This is a genomic window from Dermabacter hominis NBRC 106157, assembly GCF_001570785.1.
Taxonomy (GTDB): domain Bacteria; phylum Actinomycetota; class Actinomycetes; order Actinomycetales; family Dermabacteraceae; genus Dermabacter; species Dermabacter hominis.
Genome location: NZ_BCSI01000002.1, coordinates 198376 through 210958, shown reverse-complemented (window position 1 = coordinate 210958; position 12583 = coordinate 198376). Strand labels below are relative to the sequence as shown.

At 63.2% G+C, this 12583-nt stretch carries 13 protein-coding genes; 6 read left to right on the top strand and 7 right to left on the bottom strand.

The features are described 5' to 3' along the window. Positions 1–59: 59 nt before the first annotated feature. The 5 genes from pstB to DEHOM01_RS03650 all read right to left on the bottom strand — a co-directional run bounded on the left by pstB (position 60) and on the right by DEHOM01_RS03650 (position 5456). Positions 60–839, bottom strand: coding sequence for a phosphate ABC transporter ATP-binding protein PstB (gene pstB / locus DEHOM01_RS03670; protein ID WP_016663254.1), 780 nt, complete (start codon positions 837–839; stop codon positions 60–62). Positions 840–872: 33 nt separating this feature from the next. Then, a complete protein-coding gene (pstA, locus tag DEHOM01_RS03665) occupies positions 873–2057 on the bottom strand; it encodes a phosphate ABC transporter permease PstA (RefSeq protein ID WP_061211555.1) in 1185 nt (394 codons plus the stop codon). Positions 2058–2068: 11 nt separating this feature from the next. Then, positions 2069–3067, bottom strand: a complete 999-nt coding sequence (gene pstC / locus DEHOM01_RS03660; protein ID WP_061211554.1) for a phosphate ABC transporter permease subunit PstC — start codon at positions 3065–3067, stop codon at positions 2069–2071. Positions 3068–3177: 110 nt separating this feature from the next. Beyond that, positions 3178–4293, bottom strand: coding sequence for a phosphate ABC transporter substrate-binding protein PstS (gene pstS / locus DEHOM01_RS03655; protein WP_061211553.1), 1116 nt, complete (start codon positions 4291–4293; stop codon positions 3178–3180). A 227-nt stretch (positions 4294–4520) separates the two neighbouring features. Then, positions 4521–5456 carry an NUDIX hydrolase gene (locus DEHOM01_RS03650; protein WP_061211552.1) on the bottom strand — a complete coding sequence of 312 codons (936 nt, stop codon included), beginning with the start codon at positions 5454–5456 and terminating at the stop codon, positions 4521–4523. A gap of 130 nt (positions 5457–5586) precedes the next feature. Here DEHOM01_RS03650 and DEHOM01_RS03645 point away from each other — a divergent pair, with 130 nt between their 5' ends. The 6 genes from DEHOM01_RS03645 to DEHOM01_RS03620 all read left to right on the top strand — a co-directional run bounded on the left by DEHOM01_RS03645 (position 5587) and on the right by DEHOM01_RS03620 (position 10261). Next, a complete protein-coding gene (locus DEHOM01_RS03645; RefSeq protein WP_061211551.1) occupies positions 5587–6390 on the top strand; it encodes a hypothetical protein in 804 nt (267 codons plus the stop codon). An 81-nt stretch (positions 6391–6471) separates the two neighbouring features. After that, entirely contained in the window at positions 6472–7152 is a 681-nt protein-coding gene (locus tag DEHOM01_RS03640; protein ID WP_061211550.1) for a heme-binding beta-barrel domain-containing protein, read from the top strand. Next, complete coding sequence (gene ygfZ / locus DEHOM01_RS03635; protein ID WP_061211549.1) at positions 7149–8240, top strand: CAF17-like 4Fe-4S cluster assembly/insertion protein YgfZ; 1092 nt, start codon at positions 7149–7151, stop codon at positions 8238–8240. The genes DEHOM01_RS03640 and ygfZ overlap by 4 nt, the downstream gene beginning before the upstream one ends. 16 nt (positions 8241–8256) lie before the next feature. Then, positions 8257–8694, top strand: coding sequence for a hypothetical protein (locus tag DEHOM01_RS03630; RefSeq protein WP_061211548.1), 438 nt, complete (start codon positions 8257–8259; stop codon positions 8692–8694). After that, entirely contained in the window at positions 8691–9941 is a 1251-nt protein-coding gene (locus DEHOM01_RS03625; RefSeq protein WP_061211547.1) for an FUSC family protein, read from the top strand. Before DEHOM01_RS03630 ends, DEHOM01_RS03625 begins: the two co-directional genes overlap by 4 nt. Further along, positions 9938–10261, top strand: a complete 324-nt coding sequence (locus DEHOM01_RS03620; RefSeq protein WP_245630646.1) for a DUF2516 family protein — start codon at positions 9938–9940, stop codon at positions 10259–10261. The genes DEHOM01_RS03625 and DEHOM01_RS03620 overlap by 4 nt, the downstream gene beginning before the upstream one ends. Here DEHOM01_RS03620 and DEHOM01_RS03615 read toward each other — a convergent pair. Both DEHOM01_RS03615 and DEHOM01_RS03610 read right to left on the bottom strand, forming a co-directional pair. After that, entirely contained in the window at positions 10258–10728 is a 471-nt protein-coding gene (locus tag DEHOM01_RS03615; RefSeq protein WP_061211546.1) for a MarR family winged helix-turn-helix transcriptional regulator, read from the bottom strand. The two genes, DEHOM01_RS03620 and DEHOM01_RS03615, sit on opposite strands and share 4 nt — an antisense overlap. 103 nt (positions 10729–10831) lie before the next feature. Then, positions 10832–12409: an MATE family efflux transporter gene (locus tag DEHOM01_RS03610; protein ID WP_061211545.1), complete on the bottom strand. Its 1578-nt coding sequence runs from the start codon at positions 12407–12409 to the stop codon at positions 10832–10834. Between the last annotated feature and the right edge of the window lie 174 nt (positions 12410–12583).

The following is a 12583-nucleotide window of genomic DNA, read 5'->3' as shown; positions in this document are numbered from 1 at the left end:
GGGGTTGCCCCGTCACCGCGCCTTTCGTTGCGAATGGTGCCCCCTGCGGGGCGTGCCGATCAGCCGAACTTACCGGAGATGTAACGCTCGGTCTCTTCCATCGCTGGGTTGTTGAAGATCTTGGTCGTTTCATCGAACTCGATGAGCTTGCCCGGGGTACCCGTGCCGGCGATGTTGAAGAAGCCGGTCTTGTCGGACACACGCGAGGCCTGCTGCATGTTGTGAGTCACGATGACGATCGTGTACTCAGATTTGAGCTGATGAATGAGGTCCTCGACCGCGAGAGTCGAGATCGGGTCGAGCGCCGAGCACGGCTCGTCCATGAGAACGATGTCCGGTTTCACGGCGATCGTGCGGGCAATGCACAGGCGCTGCTGCTGGCCACCGGAGAGGCCGCCGCCGGGCTTGTTGAGGCGGTTCTTGACCTCTTCCCAAAGGTTCGCGCCGCGAAGTGACTCTTCGACGAGCTGATCGGCCTCGCTCTTCGAGAGGCGCTTGTTGTTGAGCTTGGCGCCCGCGAGAACGTTCTCGGCGATCGACATCGTCGGGAACGGGTTCGCCTTCTGGAAGACCATGCCGACGCGGCGACGAACGTTCACGGGGTCGATGCCGGGGCCGTAAATGTTTTCGCCGCCGATGTTGACCTCGCCCTCGGCGTATGCGCCGGGGATGACCTCGTGCATGCGGTTGAGGGTGCGCAGGAAGGTGGACTTACCGCAGCCGGAGGGGCCGATGAGGGCGGTGACGCTACGGGAATCAATCTTGACGTTGACGTCCTCGACGGCAAGGAAGTCGCCGTAGTAGACGTTGAGGTTCTTCACGTCAATGCTCTGTGACATCTGGGATCCTTTCAAAGATCAGCCTGTGAGGGCTTAGCGGCCGGTCTTCGGCGAGAAGTAATGGGAAACGAGGCGGGCGAAGATATTCAGCACCATCACGATAATGATGAGCGTAAGCGCAGCGGCCCACGCCCTCTGATAGTTGATATCGGGATTACACGCGAATTCTTCACGCGTGAAGTAGTTGAGAACCTTCTCGCCGGACTTGCCACACACAGCATGGCCGAAGCCGTACTGCTGGTTGATGTAGGTGGGCAGCGCCATCATGCGGTCCTTGAACGGGTTGGGGTTCAGCATCTGGACCACGCCGATCGTGAACATGAGCGGCGCGGTTTCGCCGATGACACGAGCGATAGCGAGGGTGACGCCAGTGGCGAGACCGGCAATCGCGGTACGGAGCACAACGCGAACGATCGTGAGCCACTTCGGCACGCCGAGGGCGTAGGCGGCTTCGCGCAGTTCGAGGGGGACGAGGCGAATCATTTCTTCGCTCGATCGAACGACGGTCGGGATCATGAGAACCGACAGGGCAACGGAGCCCATGGCACCCATACGCAGACCGGCCTCGCCCGTGAGCGTCGTGAAAAGCGCGAGCGTGAACAGACCCGCGACGATCGACGGGACACCCGTCATAACGTCGACGAGGAAGGTGATGCCTTTACCGAGGGTCTTCCGCCACCCGGTCTGGGCGTACTCCACGAGGAAGATGGCGGTCAGAAGACCGATGGGGATCGAGATGATCGAAGCCCCGAGAGTAATGATGAGCGTTCCGACGATGGCGTGGAGAATGCCACCGCCGTCAGCGCCGCCGTTGAAGCCTTGCATGTCTCCCGTGAGGAAGCCCGGCGTGAGCAGGCGCGGCCCGCCTTTCGAGAGCACCTCGAAGAGGAGGGATACAAGCGGAATCATCGCAGTGGCAAAGGCGCCAATGAGGATGAGCGTCATGAGGCGGTCCTTCGCCCATCGCTCACCTTCGCGCACTCGCGAGTAGATGTAGCCAATCACGAGGTGGGCGAGAAAGCCCAGGACGATGACGGCCGGAAGGGTGAAGGAATTTGTGACGAGCAGGAGGATCGAGACGAGTACGAGGGCGGCGACGCCCGTGAGTACCATGTGCCACCAGGGCAAGCGGCGCTCGCCAGCGTTCAGGAAGCTCGAGTTCCCCCTGCCCTTCGGGCCGGGGTTGGAGGCATTGAGGGTTGCGGTTGCTTCACTCATTTCTGATCCCCCTACTTCTTACGTGCGCTAGCGGCCACGATCCAGCGGGCGAGCGCGTTGATGATGAACGTGATGAGGAACAGGACGAGACCCGCGAAAATGAGCTTCGCCATGTCAATGCCGGTGGATTCGGCGTTCTGCGAGGCGATGAACGAGGCAATCGTCATGTGCCTACCGACCTCAAGGAGGTGGAGCGAATAGGTGTAGCCGGGGCTGAGCACCATGAGCACAGCCATGGTTTCACCGAGCGCGCGGCCGAGGCCGAGCATGCACGCCGAAACAACACCGTTGCGACCGAAGGGAAGGACGACCATGCGAACCATTTCCCACTTGGTGGCGCCGAGTCCAACCGCGGCCTCTTCCTGGAGACCTGGGGTCTGGAGGAAGACCTCGCGGCTCACGGCGGTGATGATCGGGAGGATCATGACGGCGAGGACGATCGAGGCGGTCATGACGTTACGCATGGGGGCGTGCGGGTTGCCCTGGAAGAACGGGATCCAGCTCGTGAGCGGGCTGGTATTGAGGAACGTGTAAAGCGGCTGCATGAGCGGCACGAGCCACACGCCACCCCACAAACCGAAGACAACCGACGGCACCGCGGCAAGGAGATCGATCACGTATCCGATCGGCATCGCGAGCTTGCGTGGCGCGTAGTGGGAGATGAAGAGCGCAATCCCGATAGCGATCGGAGCGGCAATAATCAGCGCCAGAAGTGAGGCGAGCACCGTGCCGAAGACAAGTGGACCGACGAACTCAAGGAGGTTCTGCTTGCCCGAGTTGGTGGGGATCGCATTCCAGTTCTCAATCGCCGGTAGCGACTGAATAAGAAGGAAGATGAAGATTGCCGCGAGCACGGCAAAAATGATGAGGCCGGACCCGACACTCAACGACGAGAAAATTGCGTCGCCTGGACGCGCACCCGAGCTCTTGAAGCTCGCTTTCTTCTCGTTGCCCGGAGGTTCGGGGGCGCCCTTGGCGGGTGTGCTGTTTTCGGCAGCCGCTGTGCTCACGCGCACGCTCCTGACGGTAGGGGATGGAAAGAATGGACTGAACGACAGGTGCGCCGCCGACCCTGGTGGGCTCGGCGGCGCACCGTTACGCCTTAGGCGTCAGCTGCGGATCACTTAGCCTTGATGGCGTCGATCGACTTCTGGGCGTCCTCGCGGAGCTTAGCCGAGAGGGGAGCCGAGCCGGCAGCCTGAGCAGCGTCGTTCTGGCCCTGCTCCGAGATCACGTAGGAAGCGTAAGCCTTGACGAGATCGGCATCTTCCTTCTTCTCGTAGGTGTCGCACATGACCATGTAGGACACGAGGACGATCGGGTACGAGCCGGCTTCCTTGGTGTCGCGAGCAAGTTCGAGAGCGATGTCGTTCTCGCTACGGCCCTCAACCTTGGGCGAAACCTCAACGGCCTTGGCAGCAGCATCAGCGCTGTAGCCGACGTACTCGTCGCCGACCTTGATCTTGGCGGTGCCGAGGTCGCCAGCTTTCGAGGCGTCGGCGTAACCGATGGTGCCGTTGCCGCCCTGAACGGTGTTGATGAGGCCCGAGGTCTTCTCACCCGACTGGCCGCCATCCTCGAACCAGGTCTCGATAGCGCCGTGCTTCCACGAGTTGGGAGCGGCAGCAGCGAGGTACTCGGTGAAGTTCTCGGTGGTGCCCGACTTGTCCGAGCGGTGCACCGGAACGATGTCGAGGTCAGGAAGCTCAACGTTGGGGTTGTCAGCCTTGATGGCCTCGTCGTTCCACTTCTTGATGTCGCCAGCGAAGATCTTCGCGAGGGTGTCGGGCGAGAGCTGGAGATCCTTCACGCCGTCGAGCTTGTAGACAACCGCGATCGGGGAGATGTAGACGGGGATGTCGAAAGCCTCGCCGCCGAAGCAACGATCCTTCGACTTGGCAACCTCTTCATCCTTGAGGTAGGCATCCGAGCCGGCGAAGTTGGTGGCGGAAGCGAGGAACTGCTCGCGACCCTTACCCGAGCCAACAGCGTCGTAGGTCACCGTGGCGCCCGAGTTCTGAGCCATGAAGCCACCGATGAACGCGCCCTGTGCGTCTTCCATCGAGGAAGCGCCGGCACCGGCGAGGGTGCCCGAGACGTCACCGGATGCGCTCGACGAGCCCTTGGTGTCTTCGCTCTTGCCTTTGTCGGAGGAGTCGCCACCGCACGCTGCGAGAGCGAAGGCGCCTGCGAGGCCGAGGGCGGTTGCGGAAACGAACTTCTTCTTGAGGTTCACGAGTGTCCTTTCGAGGCTACTGAAGCCAGGGATACGGGTCGTAAGTGGACACAACGAAGGTAGAAGCCCCAAGTGACGCCGCGAGTATTCCCAGGTGAACAACCGGTGAACTCATGCGAGAATTTCCGGCCGGGAGTCTCGTATAACAGACTTTTTCCTGCTCAGAGGCATCCTGTGCCACCAATTGCGCCCGCTCAACGTGGGGCACATCACCGCTGTGATGGGTTCTAACCGATGTTGGGAAGGTGCCTTTCCACATCAACGATGCGACCGCGTTCACTCGTGTGCAATACAAGCATCTCCCCCGGCGCGAGGTACGGGTTCTCGCGAGGGAGCTTCCCCCGAGCCTCCTTCGTACACGCGTGCTTCGCAGCCGCAATAATGGTCGGCAGCACGGGCCTGTGAGTACAGACGACGGTGCGTGCCGCTTCGGCAATCGCTCGCTCCATGACCGCGGCAGCACGCGCCGGCCGCTTCTCATGCGCGTGTTCGGTGAGCTCGGGTTTCTCAACGATGTCAATCCCGCCCTCGTGCGCAAACGGCTCGATCGTTTCGAGGCAACGACGCCAAGGCGAGGTCACGACGGTTTTCGGGGCGTACGCGGCAAGTAGTGGGGGCAGCGCCGCCGCCTGCTTGCGGCCCTTGCGCCTGAGCGGTCTCGTTCTCTCATCCCCCTTGCGCCACTTCGCACGCGACTGCGCGGCGGCGTGACGCTGGACGATCACCGGCGTCGTATCGAGCTCACCCTCCTTCGCGAAATCAAGAAGGCGGGTGAGGAGGTCTCGATCGGATTTGCGCGTCAGAATTCCCAGAGCTTTTGATGCCTCGATCCACTCGACCTTGTCGATCTCCTTGGGATTCTTAGGGCCCGGCCCCGCCTGGGCACGAACCCGCGCTACCCAGTACCGCACCGTTTTCGGTCGGCCATTCGTGCGGTAGTCGACCGTCGGAAGGGGGCGGTCAAGTCGGATCCGGTACCCGGTCTCCTCCTCCACTTCGCGAATCGCCGCCGCGACGAAGGATTCGCCCGCCTCAAGCTTCCCCTTCGGAATCGACCAGTCTGCGTACTTCGGCCGATGCACGAGAAGAACCTGCAGCTTACCGCGTTTTTCACGCCAAACGAGCGCTCCTGCCGCGAGGATCGGGGATTGTTCGCGTGCCACGGGATTAACTCTCCTCGAAACGACAGCTCAGGGCCTCCCCAAGTGTAGTACGCCCCTCCTATGTGCGTTTGGCGCACGCGGGACCGTAGACTTCCATGAGGCGTAATCCATAGAAATGATTGGTTGAAGCATGACACCGAGTGAGCGAGCACCCCTCACGGGCGCGTGTGCACTCGCACTCGCCGCCGCCATGGCCCTTCCCGTCTACAGCGGCGAGACCCTCGCCGGCATCCTCGCTCTTTTCGTTGTGCTCATGTGCGTGAGTTGGCCGCGCCTGCTCGAACTTCCGAGTCGAACCGGCAGCGCGATCATCATGGCCCTCGCGGGCCTGGGCTCGCTCACCCTCGCACTCATCTTCGGCACGACGGGCCTCGCATCGAAGCTCGTCATCGTCATTGCCGTTTCACTCTTTCTGAGTTTCGCCCACGAAATGCTTCGCCGCGAGCGCTCACGCCTCACGTTGTCCATTTCGGGAACGGCAAGCGGCGCCCTCATCACGACCCTCACCGTCATCTGGCTGAAATGCTGGTCCCTCGCCTCGACGAACGGGCCCGCAACCGTCGGATTCCTCCTCGCGATGACGATGGGACTCGCGCTCGGTACCCTGTTCCTCGCGCTTCCGCTTCCCGCCGCGGCGCGTGTCAGCGGCGCGATCGCGCTCGGTGCACTCACCTCCGGGTTCCTCGGGTGGGCTCTCCACTACCCCCCGTCGATCATCGCGATGTCGACACTCGCGGGGGCGGTCCTGTGCACCGCTGCACTCTTCGTGTTCTTCCTGCTCTCGCGCGTGATCGGGGCGTCCGATCCGCGACAGTCCCTCGCCGTTGCCATCGCGCCGATCGCCCTTACGGGCATCCTCGCGCTACTGTTCCTCGAGGTCGCCCTCAGTTACGTCCCCGCCGACCTCGGACTCACCGTCATCCCCACCGCGTAGGGATGTGCGTACCGGGGAATACGCCCACCGCGCGAAACGTTAATGACGTGTTCTTTCACCACTAGTCAGTAGGGAGTTCTTGTGCCCATCGTCATCGATGAGAATCTCGACCCGTCGCTCTACCCGCTCGCGTGGCTCGTGGGCGCTTGGGAGGGCACGGGCGCCGTACAGCTCAGGGGAGAAAACGGCGAAGAGGTGGGCCGCGCGATCGAGCAGCGTCTCACCGTGGCCCCGGATTCCTCCGGCGGGCTCGCATGGTCGATGCGCACGTGGGTTCTCGACTCGCCTGCTCCCGAACCGCCAACAACGGCGTTCTATGAAAAGGACGAGGAAAAGGCCGACGCCTCCCAGTCAACGAGCGCGACCGAGCTTGTGCGCGAGCTTCTCCTTGAGGAAAAGGGCACGTGGCGCACGACGGGAGTACTTCCCGGCCAGGACGAAGAGGCCGCGCACAACGCGAAGCCCGGAAGCCCCGAGAGCTATCTGTCTCACGGCGTGAGCCTGACCATGCAGCGTCGGGGCGCATTTGGCCTCACGCCCGCAGAACACTGGGCGGGAGAGGTGCGCGGCCCGCGTATCCAGCTCGCGACCCAAGACCTCGGTGCGGCAAACGGCGCCGATTCTCACGGCGCGCGCATGTTTGGGCTCGTGGGCGGGCGCCTCATGTGGCTTCAGGAGGTCGGCTCCTCCCCCGCGTCGCTGCGCCCGTATCTTTCGGTCGAGCTCGACCGTGCCGCCGACGAAGGCGAGGCGGAGGCGTGAGCCCCGCCCCCCTCGTCAGCTTTCGCGCCATCCACGAGGAGACCGGGCCCGATGCCGCGGTCCCCGCGCACTACGGCGCTCCCCTGCGTGAGCAGAGGCGGCTTGTAGCGGGCAGCGCCATCGTCGATCTTGGACACTTCGAGGTTCTCGAAGTGCGAGGCGAGGATCGCGCACCGTGGCTCACGACCGTGACCTCCCAGGTGTTTACCGATCGCGCCGAGGGCGACTCATTCGAAGCGTGCGTGCTCAGCCCACAGGGGCGAGTGGAGGCGTTCATGCAGGTCGCAACTGGGAGCGATTCATTCTTCCTCATCACCGATCCGGGCACGCGCGAGCGTCTTCGCGCGTACCTCGAGCTCATGACGTTCGCAAGCCGCATCGACCTCGTTGACCGCGACGATCTCCACGTACTCGGATCGTGCGCGCCGGTTGAGGACGTCTGCGGCGAGGTGCCCGCCCCCGCTGCCGTGTGGATCCAGCACTGGCCAAAGGTCGCTGTCGGCGGTGTGGCCTACGGTCCCGATCCGGAGTTTCCCGAGCCTTGGCGCCTGTCGCTCGTGAGCGACGCCGAGCTTCGCAAGCCGGACGCGCCACTGAGAAAACCCGAGCTCTTCGCGGGGCTGTGGGCAGCGGAGGCGCTGCGCATCGTGAATCATCGCCCTCGCCTCGTGCGGGAGGTCGATGAAAAAACGATCCCGCATGAGCTCGACCTTCTGCGCACCGCCGTTCACACGGCGAAGGGCTGCTATCGTGGCCAAGAGACGGTCGCGAAGGTTCTCAATCTTGGTCAGCCGCCCCGGAGGCTCGTGCGCCTCCACCTTGACGGCTCCCAGGACATGCCCGCCCCCGTTGGAGCGGACGTCTTCTTCGGATCCAAGAAGGTGGGAGAGCTCACCTCGAGCGCGCTCCATGCCGACGAAGGACCAGTTGCACTGGCAGTCCTCAAGCGCGCGGTCCCCCACGATGCCGCCCTCATCGTCGCCTTCGAGGTCGGTGAGGCAACCGTGCGGCTCGACGCCTCGCAAGTCACGATCGTTGCCGTACGCGACCACGGCCAACGCCCGAAAACGGCGCAGCTTCGCCGATAGTCAAAAGGAGTCCCACGTGGACGAGGAGTGGAAGTCCCGCAAAGCGGAGATCTTCGAGGTCCAGGAACGCAACTTGCGCCGAGCGGAGCGCGAGGAGCACGAGAAGGCCACGGCGATCATCCGCGACGGGATTGCACGCCTGCGCGAAGCCGGGATCGAACCGCACCCCCTGCGGGCACTCCCCTACAAGGGCTCGCGCCCCGTGAAAACCACTCACATCGGTTGGTACCTGAAGTCGGATCGTACGGTCGGCATCGATACCGACGGCAACTACTACATCCTTTCGGCCCCGGGCGACCTCCTCACGCGGCTTAAGGGGGCGACGCTCGAGCCCAAGAGCGCTCCTCTCATCGTGGGACGCGGCGGCCGCGACGGGGAGTGGTTCGAAATCGATAAGCTTCTTGAGCTACGCCTTCGCGAACCCGTCGCCCCCGCGAGGAGGGTCAGGGAGTGAAGGAGCCCCGGTATCGAAAATGGGCGCGCTCGGGTGCTTCTCGCGCCCGCAACGGAGCCTGGCAGATTCTGCTTGCGGCATTCACCGCCGCGGCCGCCTATTGGCTCTCGCAGCATCTGTGGGGCCACGTCGCGCCGTTCTACGCCGGCATCACCGCCTTCCTCATCATCGGGCTGACGCTCGAAACAAAGATCCGCAAGAGCATCGACATGAGCACGGGCGTGTTCACGGGGATCATCCTCGGCGAAATCGCCCGCCTCGTCATTGGCTCGGGCACATGGCAACTCTTCGTCACTCTGCTCGTGTCGCTGATGTTCTCGCGCTTTATCAAGGCCAGCGTCATCTTCTCGATCCAGGTGGGCATCCAGTCGATGATCGTTCTGCTGTTGCCGCAAACCCCGACCATGACACCGCAGGGGCGAGCACTCGATGCGATTACGGGCATCTCGCTCGGGCTTATCGTCCACATCGCCTTCTCACGCGACCCTCGCCGAGAGCAACGAAAGGCTGCCGATAGTTTCTTTACCGAACTCAAAGACACCCTCACGCAGCTCGCGGAGGCGGCACGCATAGGCGATATGCGGCTCGCGACGAAAGCGCTCACGCACCTCAGGAACACATCGCAGCTTCACACCGACGCCTGGGCCCTCGCGAACGACACGGCTAATGAGCTCACGAGCTACTCGCCGACCCTCCACCGCCATCACGAGCACGTCAACCGCGTGAAGCACCTGCTTGTGGGAAGCGACCGCGCCATGCGCAACGCCCGCGTGATCGCGCGACGAGAGGCCGAATTCTTGCGGGTCACGCAGCCCCACACGTTTCCAAATCTGGGCGAGGCCTTCACCGCGGCAGTCGACGCCATCGACGAGATCCAGGCCGGTGTCGACACGGAGGCGGACTTCACGAAGGCTCGGCGCAAGCTTCGCCTCTTTTGCGCGCACCTCACTCCCGAAACTCTGCTCGCTACGGCGGAGGGAACCGTCGGGCGCCTCGGCCATTTTGAGGGGATTTCCCTCGTTATTCAGCTGCGTGCCCTCGCGGTCGATCTCCTCGAGGCGACCGGCCTTCCGAGCTCTGACGCGCGCCGCTTCCTGCCGTCCCTCATCGTCGTCGCCGACGCGGATATCGTGGGCCCTCGCCCCATTACGCGCGAAATGAAGGCGGTTGAGCCTCCCGCCTCGACCGAAGCGCTCGAGCTTCTCATCACCGACCGCACCGATCCCGACCGTAGAATGAATCCGTGATTACCTACACCATCGCGTACTACCTGTCGCTCGCCCTCGCCGTCGTTTTTGTGGCGATCGAGGCGTGGGCACTCGTGAATGCCCTGCGTTTCCCGGCGAGGGCTTACGACGCAGCTTTTAAGCGGACGAAGACTTTTTGGGCGCTTATGACCGCTGGCGCGCTCGTCATCGGTGTTGTCACAGGACTCGGGCGCGGAGTGGGGCCTTTCACGATCATGCTTCAGATCATCGGCTTCGTCATGGCAGGCGTATTCCTTGCCGATGTCCTTCCCGCGTTGCGCCAGGTCATGGGTAACGCGCAGGGGCGAGGCTCGCGCTAGGCCTCTTCGTCTTCGGCGTCCTCGCCCGTCATCGTGGCGCGCACCCGCTCGCCCATCGCACGCACGAGAGCGCGGCCGTCCTCAACATCGGCGGCAGCGAGCGTTCCCGCGTAGTACTGTTCCCAGGCCTCGTGCATAGCTGCGACCGCCCGCTCGCCCTTTTCGGTGATGAACAGGTGATTGGAGCGGCGATCGACCATGTCTGGCACGCGGCCCACGAGGCCGTTGCTCTCGAGGTCGCGGATCGCGGCGCTCGCGTTTGATGGCCGCAGAATGATGTCTTCGGCCACCTTTCCCGGCGTAATACCCGGGGTGCGGCCGATATGTCGGAGGATCATCGCTTCGACCGTTGAGAGCCCTCGCATGCCGGGAATATCAACGTTGAGAGCCTGGATTCGGCGCGAAATAAGGAGCATTTCGTCGATGATCTCGACGAGCGGTGTCAATGTGCGGCCTTGTGCGGACACGGTGAACCTTCCTGCTCGGCAGCGGGCACTCTTCCCGCGCGGGGCACAGGCAAGTATGCACCATCAAACCTGGCAGAAACTCACTCGTGCGACACTCGTGGTTCTACGCCTGTTCATCTTCCGGATCTTCGGATGTTGGTTCGTCATCCGTGAGGACATAGGTCTCGTCAAGGGCGGGGAACTGACCGGTTTCACCTCGGTCGCGGACGATAGGGATCGGGCCCGTGCGCACGTCCTCGAAGCTTTCGCCCTGAAGGATCGTCGGGTCGGCCACGACGCCCTTCTCGGCGAGCAACGGCGCGGAGAGAACCTCGATCTCTTCGGTGCGCGGCCCCGAGCGGTAGGTGCGTTCATCAAGCTTCCGGCTAATGACGATGTAGGAGGGAATGAGCAGCGCAATCGACCCGATCCATGCGAGCGGCGCGCCCCACGCAACACCGATGAAGCCGAAAAGAGCGCCGAGCACAACGGCGGTGAAGACGCGCATAACGAGCTCGGCGATGCCCGAGTAGAACGGAGGCTTCATGTGACCAAGCCCCTGAAGCGCGCCACGCACCACGAACAGCACTCCGAGGATCCAATAGGCCACCGAGTAGATCTTGAGGGCGTCGTGGGCAAGGTTGAGCACCACGGGCTGCTCATTCCCGATGAAGAGCTCGACGAACACGGCGCCGAGGAGGAACAGGGCGAGGCCGATCACGATCGACACGATGATGCTCACGACGAGCGACTGCCGCACACCGTGCTTGACGCGATCAATCTGGCGCGCACCGTAGTTCTGCGCGACGAAGGTCGAAGTTGCGAGCCCGAGGGACGCGAGGAAGGTGACGGCGATACCATCGACCCTTCCTGCCGCGGTGAAGGCAGCGACCGCGTTGGGCCCGAGGTCGTTGAGGCGCACCTGGACGGCGATCGTGCCGATCGCAATCACCGAGGTCTGGAAGCCGAGCGGAAGGCCCAGGTTCAAATGCTCTCGCAGCTCGGGCATCGTCACTTTCCAGTCGTCGAGGCCCATGTGTAGCACGGGGATGCGCCACCGCACCCAGGTGACGCAGAGAAGCACCGATGTGAGCTGCGAGACCGCCGTAGCGAACGCTGCGCCGGCGATACCCCAGTCGAGCACCGCCACAAAGACGATCACGAGGGCGACGTTGAGAAGGCACGCAATCGCGAGAAACACGAGAGGTGTGCGCGAGTCCCCCACCGCGCGGATAATCGCCGCGAGGAAGTTGAAGAACACGAGCGTGAACATGAACAGAAAGCTCCAGAACCCAAACGTCGCGGCGTCGTCGATGAGCTCCGGCGGGGTTTGCATGAGCTGGAGCAACGGTCGAATAAAAATAGTGCCGACGAGGGTCATGAGGAGACTCGTGGCGCCCGAGAGAATCGCTCCGGCCGCGACCGAACGCCTGAGCCCCTTGATGTCGTTCGCGCCGAACGCTTGCGCGACGGGGATCGCGAAACCACTCGTCATGCCCCACGCAAACCCCGTGATGAGGAACAGAAGACTCATGCTCGCACCCACCGAGGCAAGAGCGAGGACCCCGAGGTGGCGGCCCACGACCATCGCATCGACGAACTGGTAGAGCTGCTGCACGACGTTGCCGATCAAAAGCGGCACCGAGAAGAGCACGATCGCTTTCCACGGCGTTCCCCTCAAGAGGCCCTGCGACTGTGACACGCGTGCTCCGCCTTCCTCGCCCTCCGGATCGTTGAAAACGGATCTAGTCTAGTCGCGCGGGCTCCCGATGCGAGGGCGAAGGACGCTTCCCCCACATTGTGAGACCGCATCTGCGGCTGATCCGCGGAGGTTCATGACGTGCGGACTTTCGACCCCTCCTACCGGGCGTATGGG

What these genes read in the sequence shown, in the direction of transcription:
- DEHOM01_RS03645 (WP_061211551.1), top strand. Translation starts at nt 5,587, where the DNA reads ATGACACCGAGTGAGCGAGCACCCCTCACGGGCGCGTGTGCACTCGCA.
- pstA (WP_061211555.1), bottom strand. Translation starts at nt 2,057, where the DNA reads ATGAGTGAAGCAACCGCAACCCTCAATGCCTCCAACCCCGGCCCGAAG.
- pstB (WP_016663254.1), bottom strand. Translation starts at nt 839, where the DNA reads ATGTCACAGAGCATTGACGTGAAGAACCTCAACGTCTACTACGGCGAC.